The 20430-nt window shown below is 44.4% G+C and carries 19 protein-coding genes; 10 read left to right on the top strand and 9 right to left on the bottom strand.

The window, feature by feature from the left end; genetic code table 11:
• Positions 1–4: 4 nt before the first annotated feature.
• Positions 5–2941: an EAL and GGDEF domain-containing protein gene (locus tag ACMXYX_RS16065; protein ID WP_415897089.1), complete on the bottom strand. Its 2937-nt coding sequence runs from the start codon at positions 2939–2941 to the stop codon at positions 5–7.
• Positions 2934–4040, bottom strand: coding sequence for an FIST signal transduction protein (locus tag ACMXYX_RS16060; protein WP_415897088.1), 1107 nt, complete (start codon positions 4038–4040; stop codon positions 2934–2936). Before ACMXYX_RS16060 ends, ACMXYX_RS16065 begins: the two co-directional genes overlap by 8 nt.
• A gap of 406 nt (positions 4041–4446) precedes the next feature.
• Between ACMXYX_RS16060 and ACMXYX_RS16055 the strand changes: the two genes are divergently transcribed.
• The 6 genes from ACMXYX_RS16055 to ACMXYX_RS16030 all read left to right on the top strand — a co-directional run bounded on the left by ACMXYX_RS16055 (position 4447) and on the right by ACMXYX_RS16030 (position 11139).
• Entirely contained in the window at positions 4447–5418 is a 972-nt protein-coding gene (locus ACMXYX_RS16055) for a GTP-binding protein (protein ID WP_415882670.1), read from the top strand.
• Positions 5415–5768 carry a hypothetical protein gene (locus ACMXYX_RS16050; protein WP_415882669.1) on the top strand — a complete coding sequence of 118 codons (354 nt, stop codon included), beginning with the start codon at positions 5415–5417 and terminating at the stop codon, positions 5766–5768. Before ACMXYX_RS16055 ends, ACMXYX_RS16050 begins: the two co-directional genes overlap by 4 nt.
• A 223-nt stretch (positions 5769–5991) precedes the next feature.
• Positions 5992–6948: a GTP-binding protein gene (locus ACMXYX_RS16045; protein WP_415906283.1), complete on the top strand. Its 957-nt coding sequence runs from the start codon at positions 5992–5994 to the stop codon at positions 6946–6948.
• Positions 6932–7267: a hypothetical protein gene (locus tag ACMXYX_RS16040; protein ID WP_415882667.1), complete on the top strand. Its 336-nt coding sequence runs from the start codon at positions 6932–6934 to the stop codon at positions 7265–7267. Before ACMXYX_RS16045 ends, ACMXYX_RS16040 begins: the two co-directional genes overlap by 17 nt.
• Positions 7268–7431: 164 nt before the next feature.
• Complete coding sequence (gene clpB / locus ACMXYX_RS16035) at positions 7432–10005, top strand: ATP-dependent chaperone ClpB (RefSeq protein ID WP_415882666.1); 2574 nt, start codon at positions 7432–7434, stop codon at positions 10003–10005.
• Positions 10006–10359: 354 nt separating this feature from the next.
• Positions 10360–11139 carry a response regulator gene (locus ACMXYX_RS16030; protein ID WP_415882665.1) on the top strand — a complete coding sequence of 260 codons (780 nt, stop codon included), beginning with the start codon at positions 10360–10362 and terminating at the stop codon, positions 11137–11139.
• Positions 11140–11202: 63 nt separating this feature from the next.
• Here the strand turns inward: ACMXYX_RS16030 and ACMXYX_RS16025 are convergent, their stop codons facing one another.
• Positions 11203–11469: a hypothetical protein gene (locus ACMXYX_RS16025; protein ID WP_415882664.1), complete on the bottom strand. Its 267-nt coding sequence runs from the start codon at positions 11467–11469 to the stop codon at positions 11203–11205.
• 463 nt (positions 11470–11932) lie between these two features.
• Here ACMXYX_RS16025 and ACMXYX_RS16020 point away from each other — a divergent pair, with 463 nt between their 5' ends.
• The 3 genes from ACMXYX_RS16020 (at position 11933) to ACMXYX_RS16010 (ending at position 14838) form a co-directional block, all read left to right on the top strand.
• Positions 11933–13654 carry an acetolactate synthase 3 large subunit gene (locus ACMXYX_RS16020; RefSeq protein ID WP_415906282.1) on the top strand — a complete coding sequence of 574 codons (1722 nt, stop codon included), beginning with the start codon at positions 11933–11935 and terminating at the stop codon, positions 13652–13654.
• A gap of 2 nt (positions 13655–13656) precedes the next feature.
• Complete coding sequence (gene ilvN / locus ACMXYX_RS16015) at positions 13657–14151, top strand: acetolactate synthase small subunit (RefSeq protein WP_415882661.1); 495 nt, start codon at positions 13657–13659, stop codon at positions 14149–14151.
• Between the two features lie 72 nt (positions 14152–14223).
• Positions 14224–14838 (top strand): flavin reductase family protein, encoded by a 615-nt coding sequence (locus ACMXYX_RS16010; protein WP_415906281.1) that lies wholly within the window; start codon positions 14224–14226, stop codon positions 14836–14838.
• A gap of 31 nt (positions 14839–14869) precedes the next feature.
• Here ACMXYX_RS16010 and ACMXYX_RS16005 read toward each other — a convergent pair whose 3' ends face one another.
• The 4 genes from ACMXYX_RS16005 to bfr (ACMXYX_RS15990) form a co-directional block, all read right to left on the bottom strand.
• Positions 14870–15142 carry a hypothetical protein gene (locus ACMXYX_RS16005; protein ID WP_415906280.1) on the bottom strand — a complete coding sequence of 91 codons (273 nt, stop codon included), beginning with the start codon at positions 15140–15142 and terminating at the stop codon, positions 14870–14872.
• 85 nt (positions 15143–15227) lie between these two features.
• Positions 15228–15512: a peptidylprolyl isomerase gene (locus ACMXYX_RS16000; protein WP_415886057.1), complete on the bottom strand. Its 285-nt coding sequence runs from the start codon at positions 15510–15512 to the stop codon at positions 15228–15230.
• 124 nt (positions 15513–15636) lie between these two features.
• Positions 15637–16107: a bacterioferritin gene (gene bfr / locus ACMXYX_RS15995; protein WP_415906279.1), complete on the bottom strand. Its 471-nt coding sequence runs from the start codon at positions 16105–16107 to the stop codon at positions 15637–15639.
• Between the two features lie 12 nt (positions 16108–16119).
• Positions 16120–16584 carry a bacterioferritin gene (bfr, locus tag ACMXYX_RS15990; RefSeq protein WP_415895302.1) on the bottom strand — a complete coding sequence of 155 codons (465 nt, stop codon included), beginning with the start codon at positions 16582–16584 and terminating at the stop codon, positions 16120–16122.
• A gap of 361 nt (positions 16585–16945) precedes the next feature.
• Here bfr (ACMXYX_RS15990) and ACMXYX_RS15985 point away from each other — a divergent pair, with 361 nt between their 5' ends.
• A complete protein-coding gene (locus ACMXYX_RS15985; protein WP_415882655.1) occupies positions 16946–17140 on the top strand; it encodes a (2Fe-2S)-binding protein in 195 nt (64 codons plus the stop codon).
• Here the strand turns inward: ACMXYX_RS15985 and ACMXYX_RS15980 are convergent.
• The gene (locus ACMXYX_RS15980; RefSeq protein ID WP_415906278.1) at positions 17137–17967 is read right to left on the bottom strand and encodes an NAD-dependent protein deacetylase; all 831 of its coding nucleotides are present in this window, start codon (positions 17965–17967) and stop codon (positions 17137–17139) included. The genes ACMXYX_RS15985 and ACMXYX_RS15980 overlap by 4 nt on opposite strands.
• 121 nt (positions 17968–18088) lie before the next feature.
• Positions 18089–20266 carry a malate synthase G gene (locus tag ACMXYX_RS15975; RefSeq protein ID WP_415906277.1) on the bottom strand — a complete coding sequence of 726 codons (2178 nt, stop codon included), beginning with the start codon at positions 20264–20266 and terminating at the stop codon, positions 18089–18091.
• Positions 20267–20430: the final 164 nt, after the last annotated feature.

The raw sequence follows: 20430 nt of genomic DNA, 5'->3' as shown, positions 1-20430 counted from the left end.
TTGTTTAATTCCAATGTTGGCTCAGATTAAACGCAGCTAGCCAATCAGGGATCAGATCTGCTGGCATCGGTTTAGCGATGCCATAACCTTGCGCATGGTTGCAGCCTAATGCCATCAAACAGCGGCCATGCTCAGCGCTTTCCACACCCTCGGCTATGACTCCACGATTAAAGGCTTTACCTAAGCCAATAATCCCTTCAACAATCGTTTTATCCTCATCGTCTTCCAGCATATCCATAACAAAGCTGCGATCAATTTTTACGGTATCAGCAGGAATTTTGCGAAGGTAAGTCAGAGACGAATAGCCCGTACCAAAGTCATCTAAAGCGAACTTAATACCTAACTTGTGACATTTATCGATGATGTCGCAGGCTGCGCTGACATCATTGAAAGCGGTGGTTTCTAACACTTCTAATTCAATTGCTTCAGGCGGGACCTCTGGGTATTTGGCTAATAGATCAGCCAATTGTTCAGGAAATGCTGGGTTTTGTAAGTGCTCGGCTGAAATGTTGATGCTGGTGGATAGCTCGAGCCCTGCTGCTCTCCAAACGCGTAGTTGACGAATTGCTTCATTCATCACCCACGATCCAAGTTTTGTTGCCAGATCGGAGTTTGTTATATGCGGTAGGAAGCTATCGGGCGGTAGTAAGTTCAAGGTGGGATGCTCCCAGCGGATCAGTGCTTCCATGCCGTAGACTTCGCCTGTTTGCATGTTGATCTTTGGCTGGTAAAACAGAACAAATTCTCTATTGATCAGTGCTTCGTGGATCTCATCTTGAGCTTTATGTTGGTCTTGTGTTTGCCTATCTACAGCAGGATCAAAAAAATGGTAGCGGTTACGCCCTGTTTGTTTTGCGGTATACATCGCCTGATCCGCATGACGGATCATCGTATCGGCATCGGAATTATCATCAGGGTAAAGTGTCGCGCCGATACTGGCTGATATAGATAGGTTGCGCTGCTTTATTTGGAAAGGCATCGCTAAGGTGCGATTTAAATTGGCCAGAATCCCTTGGCAGTGAGTGACATTCTTTAGCTGTGTTAGGATAACGACAAATTCATCGCCACCGAGTCGTGCAATGACCTGTTCCGGTCCTAGGGTCTCTTGCATCCGCTTAGCCGCTTCGATTAAAAGCATATCGCCAACATCATGGCCATAAGTGTCATTGATCGGTTTAAATTCATCTAAATCGATATAAGCGACGGCCATTATCTGTTTATGGTGTTTACAGTGTTGCAGAGCAGTTTGTAAACGGTCAGATAACAAAACTCTGTTGGGCAATTGAGTCAGCGCATCAAAATGAGCCATCTTCTCCAATTGATGTTGATGTTCTTTCAGCTGAGTAATATCTGAGAATATGCTGACGTAATGCGTGGTATCCCCATTTGGGCTCTTAACTGCCGCGATATTTAGTAGCTCAGCGTAGATCTCACCAGATTTGTTACGATTCCATACTTCACCACGCCAATGCCCATTTTGCCTGAGGCTTTGCCACATGGCGGCGAAAAATTCTTCACTATGGTGGCCCGATTTTAATATGTTGGGCGAGTGGCCAATGACTTCTGCAGCGCTATAACCTGTTAATTGATAGAAAGCGTTGTTTACGTCCAGAATGATCCCTTGTTCATTGGTGATCATTACGCCTTCACTAGCATGTTCAAAAACACTGGCAGCTAAACTAAGTTGTTGCTCTGTGCGTTTTCGTTCAGAGATATCGGATATCAGCGTGACAAAATGGTTGATATGACCTTCTGCACTTTCTTGTGCACTCATTGCAATCTCAGTATGTACAACCGGACCAGAATAGCTGATTAAACGGATTTCCTGTCGGACATGGTCTGAATCACCGTTAAGTAAGCTTTTGCACATCAAGCTAAAGTTGGTTTTATCATCAGGGTGAATCAGTTCTGATATAGGTGTGATTTTCAGATGTACAGGTTCATAGCCAAGCATTTCGCATAGGTAGGTGTTGGTTTGGATCCAGTTGCCTTCAGTAGTAATTAAGGCCATACCAATTAACCCGAGTTCAAAATAGCTACGGAAGATTGCTTCGCTGGTGGTTAAAGCTTGCTGTGCTTCATGTAGCTGAGTAATTTCGTGACTCACACTTAAGACGCCAATCACTTCCCCAGAAGCTGCTTTCATAGGGGTCTTGGTCGTTTCAAGCAGCGCGCGGTGACCGTCATTAGCAAAAGTTACCCACTCTTGGAAGGTGTTGGTTTTATCTATTAGCAGCGTGGCTAGGTCGTGTTTTCGGAAAGTATCAGCAAGTTCCTTATTTACAAAGTCATAATCGGTTTTACCAATGATTTTATGTTCAGGTGCACCAACGAACTCTTCAAAGCGAGGATTGCACGCTAGATATATGCCGTTTGGGTCCTTAAGCCATACTAGTTCAGGGATAGTGTTTACTAAAGAGTCGAGGAAAGAGCGTTCTTTATGTAGTTGTTTGTAGGCAAGTGCACCACCTAAAGCTACAAAAAGCTTTTCAATGATGGGTCTTAACTGTCGGAGTTCCTTTTTTGAAAAGTAACTGTTATCGCGTAATAGCCGAACATAGCCGAGTGCCCCTAAGCGAAATATTGCTGCGCTTCCCTCTGAGCAGTGATGTTCAATGAGTTGTTCGGTAGTGGCGGAGCAAAGGTCATAACAGCAGAATTCATCTTCATCCTGAAGGGATATTGAGGGATGACCAATAGGAAGGTTTGTCTCTTTAGAGCGGCTAAACGGGAAAGCATAAAAAAGGTTATATTCTTGTATTGAATGGGTAAATTTTTCCGGCAATAGCCAAATGCCAAGATAGGTTATTTCACTTTGTCGCATTAGTGCAGCAGTGAATTCTTGGCATACTTTGTCGGGGTCGAGGCTATTTCCAACAGCTAACGATAATTCATACATCCGCTGTATATCAGACCTTAAGTCTGTTGGAGTTTTACTCATAGAAACTGCATATGCCGAAAGTTTTGTTATAGAAGTTTACCGGACGATCGCCGTTACTTGCTATTTCACCTAAGGCTAATATGCCGGAGACATCTGTCCCTGGATTAATTTGGTTGACCTGCTCATAAACTGTACGAAGTTCAGCTGGGAATTGGCTATCTAGCGCAACGGTGCGAGATAAACAGTCACAAACTAAAACACTGGAGGTTAAGTCAGTAATGACTTCTTCAGCAGCTTGCCTCGCTGCTTCAATTAGATTATCTGGGGAGCCTTCGACTAGGTACATCAGTGCACCTTGAGGAATATCAGATAAAAACATTACATCGGTATTGCCGCATAACGCTATTGGATCTCGTACAACATCTTCCGAACCTGGATGCTCAACGGCAAAAGGATAACGTGGTGTCACATCTTTATAAAAGCGTTCTGGAGGAGTGTTTCTTAATTTTTCAGGCAGGGCGTGACGGTATGCAGATTCGGCATCTTCCCAATCTAGTTCGTGTAAAATGTTTCCAGTTGTTCTACTGGCGACATAGGGGCCAGAATGTCGAATCCAACCATGTTTGGCGACGCTATTACTTGGTTGGTTAATTATGGCTATTAAGGCTGTATCATTTAGGGTACCCCAAGGGCCAAAAATACAAGTGTCAGGTCTTAGTTCATGGTTTCCCGCACCTGCGCCAAAGTAACTGCAGCGTTTACTAAAACGGTTATATAACTGATTTAGTAAATTATCTATTTGGGGTGAAAGGCAATCTACTAATGTAAGGCATGTTGCACCGCTCTCTGGTATGTCACTGTATGTAGGAAGGGTTTCAATTTGGGCATCTTTTGAAGGCATCGGTATAGCTACTGGGGGACTAAGGCAGCTAACCTTTATAACTAAAGCTCCTTCATAGAGCATGCGTTTTCCATGAATAAGACCAGGAAAGACTGCTCCAAAAAAACGACAGTCAGCGTTATTGAGGGGCTGAACTAAATTATCTAAATCGTTTTGATGTTTGTCAGCGAGAAGGATTAACCAATGTTCATCAGTATTGAGGGGCTCACCACTGATAACACCGACTAACTCTTGAATATTGTTAAATCGAACGTACATCTGACACCTTACTTCGTTTTTGTATTTATATTCAGGTATTCAATAGCTCATTAATATACTGAGACGCACTATAATGCAATTCTTGGTTTAGCACGCGTGCTAGTGAGTTTCTGCACTACACTTCTTATTCTTTTACCTCTTGTTTAGACATATAGCTTAGTGAATCATTTTCGTGAGGCCGTGTATTTATTTCATTTCTTTTGGTGCGATCGTGGTATTTTTATCACATGTATATATGAGGTCGAAAGTTGAAACTTTCGTGGTTTCGGCTAAAAATTAGTTAATCTAAAGTATATCCCGACTTATCTGGATAATTGGTTTAGTTGCTAGTGTTGGTAGTTTAGTTTATTGGCTATGTAAGGAAGGCTATTGCTGAAATAGCTTTGCGGAGCACAGAGGGATTTAGATGTCTGATTACAAAGTGTTGTTTACAGGTTCGGTTTGCTCAGGAAAGACAACGGCGATTCGTTCTTTGAGTGATATCGAAACTGTTGATACTGACGCTAAGGTTAGTGATTCTGCTATACGTAGAAAACAGAAAACTACCATTGCAATGGATTATGGAATATTGGAACTAAACAGTACTTCCAAACTGCATCTTTACGGCACTCCGGGGCAAGAACGATTTAAGTTTATGTGGCAGCTGATGATGAGCGATTTAGTTCATGATGCTGAAGCGTTGATTCTTATGGTGGATAACACCCGTAATGACCCTTTTAAAGATATCCGCTTCTATGTCGAGGAGTTTCGAGACTTTATCATTCGCCGCCGTCTAATCATTGCTGTAACTCACTCTGATATAGAGCCAGATCCTGATTATGATTATTACATGACCGAATTAAAGGCCATGGGTCTATATACTTCTGTTGTCTTTATTGATGCACGAGATCCCACATCAGTTTTGAAAGTTGTAAAAGAGCTAGTGGGTAATCTAGAAAAAGACATAGATTGGAAAGGCATGAGTAAGCGCCTAGAAGTTAACAGTACTATGCCTGATTCTGACGATGATCTCGCAGCAGGTAATAAACCAGAGTCTCATGCGATTGATAATGTTTCCTTAATGGACGCTGCTATGAATACCCGCGGTATTACCGGTGCAATGCATTTGGGTGCAGATCGTAAATTGCTGAGTGCTAGTGTTAGAAACCAACAAAATAAAGAACTTCTACGTTCTATGGTGAACCTTGTTGCTGCTTTAGAGAATAAAGCAGCTTTTATGGGACGCATAGATGATCTAGTGTTGTGCGGTCCTAATCAAGAAACCTTATCCGTCTTCGTTGAAAAAGAGCAGGCCTTAGGTCTGTGTTCTGATCGAGGCTTAAGTTTGAATGTGGTTAAACAGCAAGCTTCTGATCTGTTGCAGTGGAGTCATACATGATAGAGCTACTGACGCAGGTTGATAAGCCGGGGGTGATTGAGTGCAGTATGGTGTTAAGTGGCAAAGAGGTTGTCGCGTCCAGCTTTCCGGCTGAATATAAAAATCATGCGACTATAGGAAAGCAGGCTTTTATTTATGTTTTTTCCAATGTTGCAAAAATGCGAACCAAGCATAATGAATCTCATCTAGAAATAGGTGATCGTCGTATTAGTGGATATCAATTAAAGCCAGGGTTGATTTTGGTTTGCCTATCGGCAAAAGATTCAAATATTGCGTTGGTGCGAAAACATATTCGCGAAGTGCATACTGCTTTTCTTCGAGAACAAGTGGCGAAGAAATTGGATTCCTAAAGCTTTATTCTTTTACTCCATCATGGTTTTTAGTGTTGATCCTGATCAACCGCTAACCTGATGTCGACTTTATAATAATTGTTATTTTGCGCTGCACCATAGATGCTTTATTTGCAATCTGCCCAGACTGGGCTAGTTGTATTAGTAGAGGAAATTTTTAGCTTTGGTTCAGGTAACGAGTTGTAAACTGCAGTTACCTACTGACTAGACAAGGACTGCGTGCATGCAAAACTACAAGATCCTTTTTACAGGATCGGTGTGTTCAGGAAAATCTACAGCTATTCGATCATTAAGTGATATTGAAACACTGGATACTGATGCGCGTGCCAGTGATGTTACGGTTCGCCGTAAGAAAAATACCACAATAGCTATGGATTACGGTGTACTGGATCTGCATGATCAGGCACGAGTACACCTATACGGTACTCCAGGCCAAGAGCGTTTTCGTTTTATGTGGGAGATGTTAGCGTGTGAATTTGCTCATGATGCGATTGGCATGGTGCTGCTGGTGGATAACACTCGTAAAGACCCTTTCCGCGATATCCGTTTTTACGCTAAAGAATTTAGTGATTATATTAAAAAGCGTCGTTTAATTATTGCTGTTACCCACTCTGACGTAGAGCCCAACCCACCAATTCAAGCTTATCAAGCTTGTTTGAGGGAGATGGGGTTGATGGCAACGGTTATTTTCCTCGATGCTCGGGACCCACGTGCTGTCTTAGGGGTTGTTGAAGAGTTGATTTCTGCGGTTGAACTTAATGTTCAATGGGATGAGCTATGTGAGCGTCTCTTAGGAAATAATGGTTTCTCATTAGACTTTTATAAGCCAATTTATGAAGAAACTATGTTGGATGCCGCAATGAATAAACGTGGCGTTTTAGGCGCTATGCACCTTGATGAGAATCAAGAGGTCCTCTGTTCTAATATTGACAGCTCCTCACGTAAAGCATTGCTAAAAAGTGTGAATAAACTTTCTAAGGCATTAGCCGAGAAAGCCGCTTTTATGGGAGAAGTGAGTAACATAGTTATAGCTGGCCCTGAAGTGCAAACTCTTTCGATGTTTACCGATCAGGAACAGGCGCTCTGCTTATGTTCCGATAATGATATTTCTCTTTCGGTGTTGAGACAGCAGGCCAGTGACCTTCTGCAATGGAGTAAAGAAAATGACTATCTGGCGTGAAATGAAGGAGAAAGAATTGATTCTGCAAGGGTGTTTGATGTCGTCAGGTGCAATTGTAAAATCCACATTTCCTGCTGAATATAAAAAACAATTAGCTGTTGCACGCCAAGCATTACTCTATATTTTTAAGAGCGCTGCTCAGAACAGTGAAGGTTATGATGAAGCGCATATGGAAGTTGGATATCACCACTATAGTGGTTATCAGCTGGATGCAAATACGATTCTGATTTGTTTTTGCGACTCAGATGCACGGCAGCATTATTTAAGAGAATATATAGATGAAAATAAGCAGCGCTTTTTAGATCTACTTTCTGTTTGATAACCTCCTATTTCATATAAGTTTTGTCTAATTTTTGACCGCTAAGCCCTTGAAGCGGTCCTGACTTGTCCCCATACCTCTGTTATACCGATAACTTAGTATCCATAAACAACACATCATTGTGTTGCCAGATACAGGTTCTTTTAAGGCTATATGGAGGTTGTATGCGTCCGGATAAATTTACATCCAAACTTCAAGAAGCATTAGCTGATGCTCAATCATTGGCTGTTGGGTTAGATAATAACTACATAGAACCTATTCATATTTTAAGTGCATTGATTGAACAGCAAGGAACAGTGCCGCTGCTAGAACAAGCAGGTGCAAATGTTCATGCACTAAAAAACCAAGTTGATCAGACCGTTAGGCAGTTACCTAAAGTTCAGAATCCTGATGGTGAACTGCGTTTCTCTCAAGATGTAGCGCGGGTATTTAACAAAGCCGACAAACTTGCCCAGCAAAAAGGCGATCAATATATCGCTAGTGAATTGATTCTGTTGGTCTTAGCAGAAGATAAATCCAGTGCCGGTAAATGTTTAAAAGATGCGGGCGTTATCCCGAAAAAGCTAGATCAGGTCATAAATCAAATTCGAGGAGGGGAGTCAGTGCAGGACCCCAATGCAGAAGATAATCGTCAGGCTTTGGATAAGTACTGTATTGATCTTACTGAGCGCGCAGAAGCAGGAAAGCTAGATCCTGTCATCGGTCGTGATGACGAAATTCGGCGTACTATTCAAGTATTGCAACGCCGAACTAAAAATAACCCAGTGCTTATTGGCGAGCCTGGAGTAGGTAAAACGGCGATTGTGGAAGGGCTAGCTCAACGTATTGTCAATGGTGAAGTGCCTGAAGGCTTAAAGCGTAAGCAAGTCTTATCGCTCGACATGGGCGCTCTAATTGCGGGTGCTAAATTCCGTGGAGAGTTTGAAGAGCGCTTGAAAGCGGTATTGAACGAGCTTTCCAAGCAGGAAGGACAAGTCATCCTCTTTATTGATGAGCTGCATACTATGGTGGGAGCCGGCAAAGGTGAAGGGGCAATGGATGCGGGTAATATGCTAAAGCCTGCATTAGCTCGTGGTGAACTGCATTGTGTTGGTGCGACTACCCTTGATGAATATCGCCAGTATGTTGAGAAAGATGCAGCCCTTGAGCGCCGTTTCCAGAAAGTAATCGTTGATGAGCCTGATGAGGAATCTACGATTGCGATTCTTCGTGGCTTGAAAGAACGTTACGAAGTACATCACGGTGTTGATATTACTGATTCTGCGATTATTGCTGCGGCTAAGCTCTCGCAGCGCTATATCACTGACCGTCAGTTACCGGATAAAGCCATCGATCTGATTGATGAAGCTGCATCCCGTATTCGTATGGAGATGGATTCTAAACCGGAAGATATGGATCGCCTCGAACGCCGTCTTATTCAGCTGAAAATGGAACGTGAAGCACTGAAGAAAGAGAAAGACAGTGCAGCACAACAGCGTTTGAAGGAGCTTGAAAGCACTATATCTAATGTTGAAAAAGAGTTCGCTGACTTAGATGAAGTTTGGAAGGCAGAGAAGCTCGCGCTGCAAGGTTCGCAAAAGATTAAGGAAGCGTTAGATCAAGCACGTATCGAACTTGAAAAGCACACTCGCTCTGGTGATCTGCAGAAAATGTCAGAGCTTCAGTACGGTAAAATCCCTGAGCTGGAAAAGCAGTTAGTTGCGGCGTCAGAAGCGGAAGAGCAAGGTCAGCAAGAGACTAAGCTTTTACGGAACAAAGTTTCTGAAGAAGAGGTTGCAGAGGTTGTTGCACGCTGGACAGGCATCCCTGTCAGTAAAATGTTGGAAGGTGAACGCGAGAAACTTCTTCGAATGGAGCAAGCGCTTCATGATCGGGTAGTTGGCCAAGAAGAGTCGGTTATCGCTGTCTCTAATGCTGTTCGTCGTTCTCGTGCAGGGCTAGCCGATCCTAACCGTCCAAATGGCTCCTTTCTTTTCTTAGGCCCTACGGGTGTAGGTAAGACTGAGTTGTGTAAAGCACTCGCTAGCTTTCTGTTTGATACAGAGGAAGCGATGGTGCGTATCGATATGTCGGAATTTATGGAGAAGCACTCAGTCGCACGATTGATCGGTGCGCCTCCAGGCTATGTCGGTTATGAAGAGGGTGGTTACCTCACCGAAGCTGTGCGACGTAAACCTTATTCTGTACTGCTGCTAGATGAGGTGGAGAAGGCGCATCCTGATGTCTTCAATATCTTGCTGCAGGTATTGGAGGATGGACGTCTGACCGATGGCCAAGGCCGAACCGTTGATTTCAGAAACACCATCGTGGTGATGACATCGAACTTAGGCTCTGATCTGATTCAAAACTTTAGTGATGATGACGATTACCAGTTGATGCAGAAGGCTGTAATGGAAGCGGTAGGCACCCATTTCCGTCCAGAAGTGATCAACCGTATTGATGAAGTGGTGGTTTTCCATAGTCTTAAAAAAGATCAGGTGGCCGGTATTGCCAAGATCCAACTGCAACGTCTACAGAGCCGTTTAGCAGAGCGCGATCTGAGCTTGACGTTAACCTCAACAGCGATGGATAAGCTGGTGGATGTAGGCTTTGAGCCTATCTATGGTGCTAGACCTCTGAAGCGAGCGATCCAGCAGTGGATTGAAAACCCATTAGCGCAGGAGATACTCTCTGGCCGTTATGCGCCGGGTACAGAGATTGCTGTTGATGTTGAGCAAGGCGAATTTGTATTTCGCTAAGCTTGTTATAGACAGCTAAATATAAAAAGCCAGTGCCCCTAGTTCACTGGCTTTTTATTGGTTTTTGGGGTTAAGGAAATTACTTTGAAATTCAGTAAGTTATTGGGTTACTCTTGATGCCTCAAAAAATGAAGTGAGCATCAAGAAAGCTGTTTCTACCGTTAGTTATACCGGTAATTAGCGTAGAGAGTATGCGGTGAAAATGAGCATTTGAGTGCTGTCACTGTTGAAATTATTCATTTAAATTCTCGGATTGATCATCTATTCTGGATAAGAGGTCGAGCAAAAGTTTCAGTTGTTTGGCTATAACTACAATTATTTTTGACGAGTGTTGTTAAGTACTAGAGGGCTAGAATGAGTCAAATCAAAGTGCTGATTGTTGATGATGCGCGTTTTATTCGTGATCATGTTTCGCGCATTGTGAAAGAGCATTTTCCTGATTATCAGATCGATGCAGCGGAAGACGGTGATGACGGCCGTTCGAAAATGGAAGCGACCAATTACGATCTAATCTTGTGTGATTGGGAGATGCCAGGCATGTCTGGTTTAGACCTTTTAAACTGGGCTAGGCAGCAGCCACACTACGGTGATATCCCTTTTATCATGGTAACCAGCCGCGGTGAACGTGATTACGTTCTAAAGGCGATTCAGGCGGGTGTTAATGATTACATGGGGAAGCCTTTCGAAGACTTACAGCTCGTTGAAAAAGTTAAGAAATATATCGGTAAGCGTATCGAATCTAGTGCTGCATCACGCCGTAAAGCGGCACAAATGTTAGCGACCGGTAAAAGTGCTGCAGCGCCAAAAGCGGCGAAGAAGCCAAAAGGCTTGGCTCAGTTACGAATCTCTTCAGGCGTACTTCGTTGTGCAATCAAAGATATCACTCTTCAACAAGTTAAGATCATGGTTAAGCGCGAAGAGGGTATTCCTAGTCTACTTGAGCAAGTGGTAGTGGATATTGAGCAAGTAAAAGGCGGCAAGGTTGCGCAGATGAATGGTTATATCAGTAGCCTATCTGCAAATGAGAAAAGCATTGATACTACTTTCATCGGTGTCGATGTTCAGTTTATGGATAATGACCCTGAAAAACTGGAAGTGTTAACGGGTTATATCTCTAGTCTCGGGAAAAAATAACTTATTGTTATTTAAAATAAAAAAGGCTGCTAAGTGCAGCCTTTTTTATTGCAGGAGTATCGCTTAATACAGAGCTTGCTCGTCCTTAATTACATCGATCAGAACTTCCAAAAACAGTCGATCTGCTTCGCTATGCTCTAGCGGAATCTTGATATTAGTCGTCGCAGAAAGCTTGTCAGCAATTACTTGAGCGGCGTTTTCATCATTCAAGTGCTCACGTGCAATCTCTAAGGCTTTTTCACTGATATCCGGTTCTACTAGCACTTTACGGATAAAAGACATCAATTCGTTGATTACACGCTCTTTGTTTTTAATCTCAGCGATACTCATAGGGATCTCCTGTAAACGTACATTCAGAGCCGATGAAGGGTAGTGTAAAGGCTCTGTTCTGAGTTCTGCATAGCAAAACTATAACCCGATACTGAATTTGAGCATAGTATTTGGCGTGAATCGCCCGTTATTCCGCAGGTGCAGCATGAATTTAGTTGAAAAAATAAGCACCTATGTGAGATAATTTTCGCCTCGAATTTTGAGGCCTTGAGTGTGTAGGACAACCCGAAGCTCAGGGAGACAGCTTTCTGAGGGCCGTTTCTCAAAGGTCTGTCGGTTGGGCGATCCCCAGCACCGGCACACACCCGAACGTGAACCTGCAGCTCTACCCCTGGAATGGTTCAGAGTGAGATCGCTAGAGATTCAAAAATATTGTCTGGTACAGGCACGTTCAACGTTACAGAAACAAAAACTGTTAATTTCGTCAGTAACGAGACACTGACGTCGTTAGAGGGTGAGAAAAGTGGAATTACTTTCAGGCGCAGAGATGACAATTCGCGCGCTTCGTGATCAAGGCGTTAAATACATCTACGGTTATCCAGGTGGTGCATTGCTGCACATCTACGATGCAATTTTCACGCAGGACGAAGTCGAACATATTTTGGTCCGTCACGAACAGGCAGCTACACACATGGCCGATGCTTACGCACGAGCTACCGGTAAAGCGGGTGTGGCACTAGTTACGTCTGGTCCAGGCGCAACCAATGCAGTAACGGGTATTGCTACTGCATACACAGATTCTATTCCAATGGTGGTTATTACGGGTCAGGTTATGTCACACCTGATCGGTGAAGATGCTTTCCAGGAAACCGACATGATCGGTATTTCACGTCCGGTCGTTAAGCACAGTTTCAGCGTGCAGCGTCCGCAAGATATTCCTGAAATTATTAAGAAAGCATTCCACATCGCTGAAAGTGGTCGTCCAGGTCCGGTTGTAGTCGATATCCCTAAAGATATGACTACGCCTACAGAGCGTTACGAATACGAATATCCTAAGAGCGTTAAAATGCGTTCTTACAATCCGATCGCTAAAGGTCACACAGGTCAGATCAAAAAAGCAGTAGATATGCTTTTGGCTGCCAAACGTCCAGTTATCTATACAGGTGGCGGTGTAATCTTAGGTGATGCGAGCGCTGAGCTTATTGCACTCGCTCAAGAGCTTGGCTACCCAGTAACTAATACACTGATGGGCTTGGGTGGTTACCCAGGTACGGATAAGCAGTTTATCGGTATGTTGGGTATGCACGGTAGCTATGAAGCAAACATGGCGATGCATCACAGCGACATGATTTTGGCTGTAGGCGCACGTTTTGATGACCGTGTAACTAACGGTACAGATAAGTTCTGTCCAACAGCTAAGATCGTTCATATTGATATTGATCCAGCTTCGATCTCTAAAACGATCAAAGCGGATGTGCCAATTGTAGGTCCTGCTCAGGCTGTTCTTAAAGAGATGTTAGAGCAAGTTAAAGCAGCTAAGAAAGCACCTTGTGCTGATAGTCTGCAAGCTTGGTGGGAGCAGATCGATGAATGGCGTGCACGTCACGGTGGTCGCTACCGCACAGATGATTCTGAGCTAATGAAGCCTCAGCAAGTTATCGAGATGCTTAGCAAAGTGACTAATGGCGATGCTTACGTTTGTTCTGACGTAGGCCAGCACCAGATGTTCGCTGCGCAGTACTACAAGTTTAACAAGCCAAATCGTTGGATTAACTCTGGCGGTCTAGGCACCATGGGCTTCGGTCTTCCGGCTGCTATGGGCGTTAAGCTGAACTTCCCTGATGAAGAAGTAGTATGCGTAACAGGTGAAGGTAGTATCCAGATGAACATTCAGGAGCTATCTACCATTAGCCAGTACGATATTCCGGTTAAGGTTATCTGCTTGAACAACCAGTCTTTGGGCATGGTTCGTCAGTGGCAGGATATGAACTACGAATCTCGTCACTCTCAGTCTTACATGAAGTCCCTTCCTGACTTCATCAAGCTGGTTGAGTCTTACGGTCATGTAGGTATCCGCGTTGAGCGTCTTGAAGACCTTGAAGGTGCTATGCGTGAAGCCTTTGCAATGAAAGATCGTATGGTATTCATGGATATCGCAGTTGATCCGTTTGAACACGTATACCCAATGCAGGTACCTCGTGGTTCTATGCGTGACATGTGGCTGAGCAAAACGGAGAGAACATAATCATGCGTCATATCATTTCTGTATTGATGGAAAACGAGCCAGGCGCTCTGTCTCGTGTTGTTGGTTTGTTCTCTCAGCGTAACTTTAACATTGAGTCTTTGACTGTTGCGCCAACTGAAGATGAGACATTGTCTCGTCTAACAGTGACTACGCTAGGTGATGACCGTGTTGTTGAGCAGATCACTAAACAGCTAAACAAGCTTATTGATGTTGTTAAGGTTGTTGACCTCACTGAAGGTGAGCACCTTGAGCGCGAGCTGATGATGATTAAGATGAAGGCGAACAATGGTACTGTTCGTGCTGAAATCAAACGTACTGCGGATATCTTCCGCGGCACTATCATCGATGTTACGCCTAACACTTTCACCGTTCAGTTGGTGGGTGCAAGCAGTAAGCTGGATGCCTTCATTGAAGCACTAGGTACTTCTAACATCATGGAAGTTGTACGTTCGGGTGTTTCTGGTATCGCACGTGGCGAGAAAGTTCTAACTTTGTAATTACTTAAGTTAGTCTGATTACTAAAGCCGCTTCTGGTAACAGAAAGCGGCTTTTTTATTGCAGGTAAGGATATGCTTTTAGAATTAGAGAATATGGAAAAGTCAGATGTCTATCATGCGCTGACGCAAGTTGTTGTACCTCGTCCTGTGGCTTGGGTGCTCTCTTCTAATCAACAAGGTGCATTCAATCTAGCGCCGTTTTCGTATTTTTCAGCGGTGTGCAGTGATCCACCATTGATCATGTTATCTATAGGCTCAAAACCTGATGGCTCGCCAAAAGATACTTACGCCAATATCGAAGATACTGAAAAGTTCGTGATTCATATTGCAGGTTCAGATCTTGCGACCAAGGTGACCCATAGTTCCGTGACGTTGCCTAGGGGAGAATCGGAAATTGAGCTGTGTGATCTGGAAACAATCGATGTTGAAGGTTTTGAGTTGCCTAGGATCCTTGGCCCTAAGATCGCTATGTCCTGTTCTCTGTATCAGCAGCAGGATATTGGTAATGCTCCGCAACGACTCGTCTTTGGCCGTATAGAGAAAATATGGTTGGATGACGCGGTGGTCGAAATGGATCAACAGGGCCGACCTAAAATTGACGCTGCGTTAGTTGATCCACTGGCACGTCTGGGAGGTTCCGATTACCAAACCTTCGGCGACGTGGTAACTGTGCCTAGACCAGCGTAAAAACAGAAATTTGAAGTTTTATTTCAGAACCTCAGGCTGCAAAAGATTGTTTGAGATCAGCAATCTTTTGCACCGAGATATCCACATCTACACGTAAAATACGATCCGACGCTCGGCGTTGATAGATAGAAGATTGTTCACGTCTACGACGATCTAAGCCTTTAAACTGAGTTGAACGGTGTCGTTCAATCCACTCTTCGGCATGTGTCAGGGTTGGTAGGTAAGGGCTAAGTTTGCCAGTGCCTTTTTCATACCAGTAATAAACAAATTGGTAATCACGGAAGTCTTTAATCAGTTTAGGCATGGCGCTTAGGGTCAGTAGTAGATAAAAACTTAATCATACTGACCGAACCTTAACAAAGTCTTACGTGTTGTAAATTAACCCTAGTTTATTTGCGGTAAATGGTTTCGATAAGGTGCCAGCCAAATTTGGTCTTAATCGGACCATGTACCTCATGCAGTGGCTTTTTGAATACGACATCATCAAACGGTTTCACCATATCGCCGCGACGAAACTCGCCCAGATCACCACCTTGGCGTTTGCCCGATGGGCATAGGGAGTATTTTTTAGCGAGCTTACCAAAGTCATTGCCTAACTTTAGGCGCATTTTTAGCCTTTCCGCTTGGTCGCGGGTTTTAACCAATATGTGTCGGGCGCAAGCGCGGTTAGCCATGTTCTGCTCTCCTAAAAGTTATAGGCTAATTTTATCGCAAAAAGGCAGGGGCTGCAGGTTCATGGTAGGAAAAGAAAAGGCGCTGATAAACAGCGCCTTTGCATGATCTTAGTGGATAAGCTTATTAGCCCATCTGAGACTGGAGATAGTTTGGTAGACCGATTTTTTTGATCAAACCTAGCTGTTTTTCCAACCAGTACGCATGATCTTCCTCGGTGTCTTCCAGAAGCTTCTCTAGGATTTCACGGCTGACATAGTCCTGCTCTTCTTCGCAGATTTTAATCGCGTCCTTAAGTTTTTTATCAACTTCATATTCAACGCGAAGATCTGACTCAAGCATTGAAGGAACGTCAGTGCCGACTTTAAAACCATCACGGGTGGTCATGTCTGGCGTGCCTTCCAAGAACAGCATACGCTCAATAAGTGCAGCTGCGTGGCCTTTCTCATCATCAAACTCATGATCGATACGCTCGTACAGCTTATGTAAGCCCCAATCATCGTACATACGGGAGTGAATGAAGTACTGATCCATTGCTGCTAGTTCCATCGCTAGCAGGCCGTTTAGTGCGTCAATGACTCTTTGATTACCTTTCATTGTCTTCTCCCGTTAAATCTGTGATTGCAGGTAGTTTTCGATACCTGCATTACTGATTAGGTATTGCTGAGTTTCGATCCAGTCTACGTGCTCTTCTTCGTATTCCAGAATATCTTCCAGCAGATCTCGGCTGACGTAGTCTTGCGCCGTTTCGCAGTAAGCAATTGCTTCACGCAAAATCGTCAGTTGCTCTAATTGGAAATCCATATCACATTGAAGCATTTCTTCAGTATGCTCGCCGATGCGAAGTCGACCTAACTGTTGCAGGTTAGGTAGTCCTTCCAAAAACAGTATGCGCTCGATTAGATCGTCTGCCTGTTTCATATCTTTGATGGACTTTTTATAAGCTTTCCCGTTTAGCTCATCTAGGCCCCAGTTCTTGTACATACGTGCATGAAGAAAGAACTGGTTGATTGAAGTGAGCTCACTTGTCAGAACCTTGTTCAGGTGACTAATGACTTGTTTGTCGCCTTGCATGGGGGATCTCCTTTAGTAATAACCGCCCAGCTATGTGTGGGTTAGCAATTTCAAAGTGATCAAGAGTCTAGTTTATAAAATGGCTTAAATCAAAAAAATCCTTATAAAACAATAAGTTGCAAAGATTAATGCGTTAGATTCTCATTGCGATTCTGTATAATAAATAACCAGTTTTTTATTGTGTGATTTTGGAAAATAAATTTAATAAGTAAATCAATTAGTTGGCGAGTTATGAAGAGCATTCAATAATTGCAGTTCAATGAGAATAATTTTCAACAAGATTCTCGTTAAATGTATTGAAAGTTGCTTATTTGATAACTATTATCATTACCCGATTTAATTGAGATTGGTTATTGTTTCAATGTTCGTTTGTATTTGTGAAAATATTACCTGTAGTGATGTTCGTGATGCCGTAGATCAAGGCGCGCGAAGCGTACGTGATCTAAACAAAGAGCTTGCGGTAGGTAGTCAGTGCGGTAAGTGCGTGTGTATGGCGCGTAAGGTAATGAAAGAGCATCTAGACGATATGGATTTTGATCTAGCCGTGCCTGCTTAACCTTCTCGCTTTAGTATCTCTACCGTTTCGCTCAGCGTCTCTGCAATCGGAGCGTCCAGCTTTAGATTCAGAAGTGGATCTGCTCTCGTTACCCCAATCGTTAAAGAACAGATCGGCTTTCCCCATTCATGGGCGCGTTTGCAGAATCGATAGCCTGAATAGACCATCAAAGAACTACCAACACTTAGTAAACCATCGGCATCTTCTAGTGCATCCAAGGCACTAAACACACGTTCTTTCGGGACATTATCACCAAAATAGACAACATCCGGTTTTAAAATTCCGCCACACGCTTGGCATTCAGGTACAGAGAAATCTTCAAATAGATGGGTTTCTAGATCGGCATCACCATCGGGACGAAGGGGAGCTTCAGGGATCTCGAAATGGGGGTTGATCGCTTCAGTATGCCTGTGGATATCTTTACGATCATAATTCTGTGCACAACTCATGCAGCTGACTCGATCAGATCGACCATGGAGATCGATAACGGCTTGGCTGCCGGACTTCTGGTGTAAGCGGTCGACATTCTGTGTGATCAGTAAACGAATAAATCCCATGGTTTCTAGCTCAGAGAGCGCTGTGTGAGCCGCGCTCGGCTCGGCATCCCTAATGGCAGGCCAACCGATCAAACTACGTGCCCAGTAGCGCTGACGGGCGTAGTGACTCTCCATGTACTCTTTATGCTGGGTCGGCGCAGAGTGCTGCCAGTTACCTTTAGCATCTCGGTATGCGGGAATACCTGAATCTGTACTTACGCCAGCCCCCGTTAGGACGACAAGGTTGGGATGAGAGCGAATGAATTCGGCAAGTTGCTGAGCTTCTGACATAGGTTATTCACAAAGGCAAAGAATGCTATCAGTGTAACCTATTTTAGGGGGAGGCGGCCTAAACAAAAAGCCGCGCTTTTCAGCACGGCTTTTCAGTTTTAAAGCTTTTTAATTTGGCAGATTATGCGCCAAATTTAGCTTTTGCTTCGATACGACGACGGTGCAGAACTGGCTCAGTGTAACCGTTTGGTTGTACGCAGCCTTCGATTACTAGTTCGCACGCTGCTGCGAATGCAACGCTGTCTTCGAAGTTGCCAGCCATTGGGCGGTATAGAGGATCGTTTTCGTTCTGACGATCTACTACTGCAGCCATGCGCTTAAGCGTTTCCATTACCTGCTCTTCAGAACAGATACCGTGGCGCAACCAGTTAGCGATGTGCTGGCTAGAGATACGTAGCGTTGCACGGTCTTCCATTAGGCCAACATCGTTGATGTCTGGTACTTTAGAACAACCAACGCCTTGGTCGATCCAGCGAACAACGTAACCTAGGATGCCCTGTGCGTTGTTGTCTAGCTCTTCTTGGATCTCTTCAGCAGTCCAGCTTGGGTTAGCTTCAACTGGTACAGTTAGGATGTCATCTAGGTTCGCGCGATCGCGTACTTTCAACTCGTCCTGACGAGCGAATACGTCTACCTGATGGTAGTGAGTCGCGTGAAGAACAGCTGCTGTTGGAGATGGAACCCATGCAGTGTTAGCACCAGACATTGGGTGGCCGATCTTAGCTTCAAGCATGTTAGCCATCTGATCAGGGATTGGCCACATACCTTTACCGATCTGAGCGCGACCCTGTAGGCCACATAGAAGACCGTTGTCTACGTTCCAGTTTTCGTAAGCACCGATCCATGCAGCAGCTTTCATGTCGCCTTTGCGGATCATTGGGCCAGCTTCCATAGATGTATGGATCTCGTCACCAGTACGGTCTAGGAAACCTGTGTTGATGAATACAACACGCTCTTTAGCAGCGCGGATACACTCTTTCAGGTTAACTGTAGTACGACGCTCTTCATCCATGATGCCCATCTTCATAGTGAAGCGTTCTAGGCCAAGCATGTCTTCGATACGAGCGAATAGTTCGTTAGCGAAAGAAACTTCTTCTGGGCCGTGCATCTTAGGTTTTACGATGTATGTAGAGCCTGTAGTTGTGTTGCTGAACTTACCTTTGCCCTGCATATCGTGCATAGAGATAAGGGTAGTTACAACACCGTCCATGATGCCTTCAGGAACTTCGTTGCCATCTTTGTCTAGTACAGCTTCGTTAGTCATTAGGTGACCAACGTTACGTACGAACATCAAGCTACGGCCTTTAAGTGCAAGGTTAGAACCGTCTAGTGCAGTGAACTCACGGTCAGCGTTGATAGAACGAGTGAAAGTCTTGCCGCCTTTAGTAACTTCTTCTGTTAGGTCGCCTTTCATCAGACCCAACCAGTTACGGTAAACAACAACTTTGTCAGCGCCGTCTACAGCTGCAACAGAGTCTTCACAGTCCATGATCGCTGTTAGTGCAGCTTCCATCACGATATCTTTGATGCCTGCAGCATCGTCTTTACCGATCTGGCTTTCACGGTCGATCTGTACTTCGAAGTGCAGACCGTTGTTTTTGAATATGATAGAAGTCGGAGCAGCTGTTTCGCCAGTGTAACCGATCAACTTTTCAGCTTGTGCTAGCGTAGTTTCGCTGCCATCGCGCATTACAACAACAAGCTTGTTGTCTTGGATGCTGTAGCCTGCAGAGTCTTTGTGAGAACCTGCCGCTAGTGGAGCTGCTGTGTCTAGGAAAGTACGTGCAGCTTCGATAACTTTAGCGCCACGAGCTGGATTGTAAGAACCAGACTTTTCAGCGCCGCCTTCTTCAGATACTGCGTCAGTACCGTAAAGTGCGTCGTATAGGCTGCCCCAACGTGCGTTAGCTGCGTTAAGTGCGAAACGAGCATTCATTACAGGTACTACTAGCTGAGGACCAGCCATTGTCGCCATTTCTGGGTCAACGTTTGAAGTAGTCGCTTCGAAATCTTCGCCTTCTGGCAATAGGTAACCGATCTCAGATAGGAAGCCTTTGTATGCTTCTAGATCGAAAGCCTGATCTTGACGCTCACGGTGCCATGCATCGATCTGCTCTTGGATCGCATCACGTTTAGCTAGTAGGTCACGGTTCTTTGGCGCCAGATCGTGAACGATGGCATCAAAGCCAGCCCAGAACTGTTCGCTAGTTACGCCAGTGCCTGGCAGTGCTTCGTTGTTAACGAAATCGTATAGAGCCTGTGCAACCTGAAGACCGCCACTCTGTACTCTTTGACTCATAATGAATTGCCCCAGTAAATATTCTGCCAGCTCCGGTGCGAGGCTACCGGTAGCTGAGTGAATGATCGCTGTAGATTAATTTGCAGCTAAATTTGTGCATCGCACAGTAGCGCAATGGTGTCTTATTGTCGCCTAAGTCGACCCAAAAGTATGATAAATGGGCC

The organism is Neptuniibacter sp. QD72_48, assembly GCF_047778065.1.
Lineage (GTDB): Bacteria > Pseudomonadota > Gammaproteobacteria > Pseudomonadales > Balneatricaceae > Neptuniibacter.
The sequence above is the reverse complement of the archived record's forward strand: the minus strand, read 5'-3'. Positions and strand labels throughout refer to the sequence as shown.

Coding starts and splice junctions, on each gene's coding strand:
- ACMXYX_RS16065 (WP_415897089.1), bottom strand. CDS start 2,941: ATGAGTAAAACTCCAACAGACTTAAGGTCTGATATACAGCGGATGTAT.
- ACMXYX_RS16060 (WP_415897088.1), bottom strand. CDS start 4,040: ATGTACGTTCGATTTAACAATATTCAAGAGTTAGTCGGTGTTATCAGT.
- ACMXYX_RS16055 (WP_415882670.1), top strand. CDS start 4,447: ATGTCTGATTACAAAGTGTTGTTTACAGGTTCGGTTTGCTCAGGAAAG.
- ACMXYX_RS16050 (WP_415882669.1), top strand. CDS start 5,415: ATGATAGAGCTACTGACGCAGGTTGATAAGCCGGGGGTGATTGAGTGC.
- ACMXYX_RS16045 (WP_415906283.1), top strand. CDS start 5,992: ATGCAAAACTACAAGATCCTTTTTACAGGATCGGTGTGTTCAGGAAAA.
- ACMXYX_RS16040 (WP_415882667.1), top strand. CDS start 6,932: ATGACTATCTGGCGTGAAATGAAGGAGAAAGAATTGATTCTGCAAGGG.
- clpB (WP_415882666.1), top strand. CDS start 7,432: ATGCGTCCGGATAAATTTACATCCAAACTTCAAGAAGCATTAGCTGAT.
- ACMXYX_RS16030 (WP_415882665.1), top strand. CDS start 10,360: ATGAGTCAAATCAAAGTGCTGATTGTTGATGATGCGCGTTTTATTCGT.
- ACMXYX_RS16025 (WP_415882664.1), bottom strand. CDS start 11,469: ATGAGTATCGCTGAGATTAAAAACAAAGAGCGTGTAATCAACGAATTG.
- ilvN (WP_415882661.1), top strand. CDS start 13,657: ATGCGTCATATCATTTCTGTATTGATGGAAAACGAGCCAGGCGCTCTG.
- ACMXYX_RS16010 (WP_415906281.1), top strand. CDS start 14,224: ATGCTTTTAGAATTAGAGAATATGGAAAAGTCAGATGTCTATCATGCG.
- ACMXYX_RS16005 (WP_415906280.1), bottom strand. CDS start 15,142: ATGCCTAAACTGATTAAAGACTTCCGTGATTACCAATTTGTTTATTAC.
- ACMXYX_RS16000 (WP_415886057.1), bottom strand. CDS start 15,512: ATGGCTAACCGCGCTTGCGCCCGACACATATTGGTTAAAACCCGCGAC.
- bfr (WP_415906279.1), bottom strand. CDS start 16,107: ATGAAAGGTAATCAAAGAGTCATTGACGCACTAAACGGCCTGCTAGCG.
- bfr (WP_415895302.1), bottom strand. CDS start 16,584: ATGCAAGGCGACAAACAAGTCATTAGTCACCTGAACAAGGTTCTGACA.
- ACMXYX_RS15985 (WP_415882655.1), top strand. CDS start 16,946: ATGTTCGTTTGTATTTGTGAAAATATTACCTGTAGTGATGTTCGTGAT.
- ACMXYX_RS15980 (WP_415906278.1), bottom strand. CDS start 17,967: ATGTCAGAAGCTCAGCAACTTGCCGAATTCATTCGCTCTCATCCCAAC.
- ACMXYX_RS15975 (WP_415906277.1), bottom strand. CDS start 20,266: ATGAGTCAAAGAGTACAGAGTGGCGGTCTTCAGGTTGCACAGGCTCTA.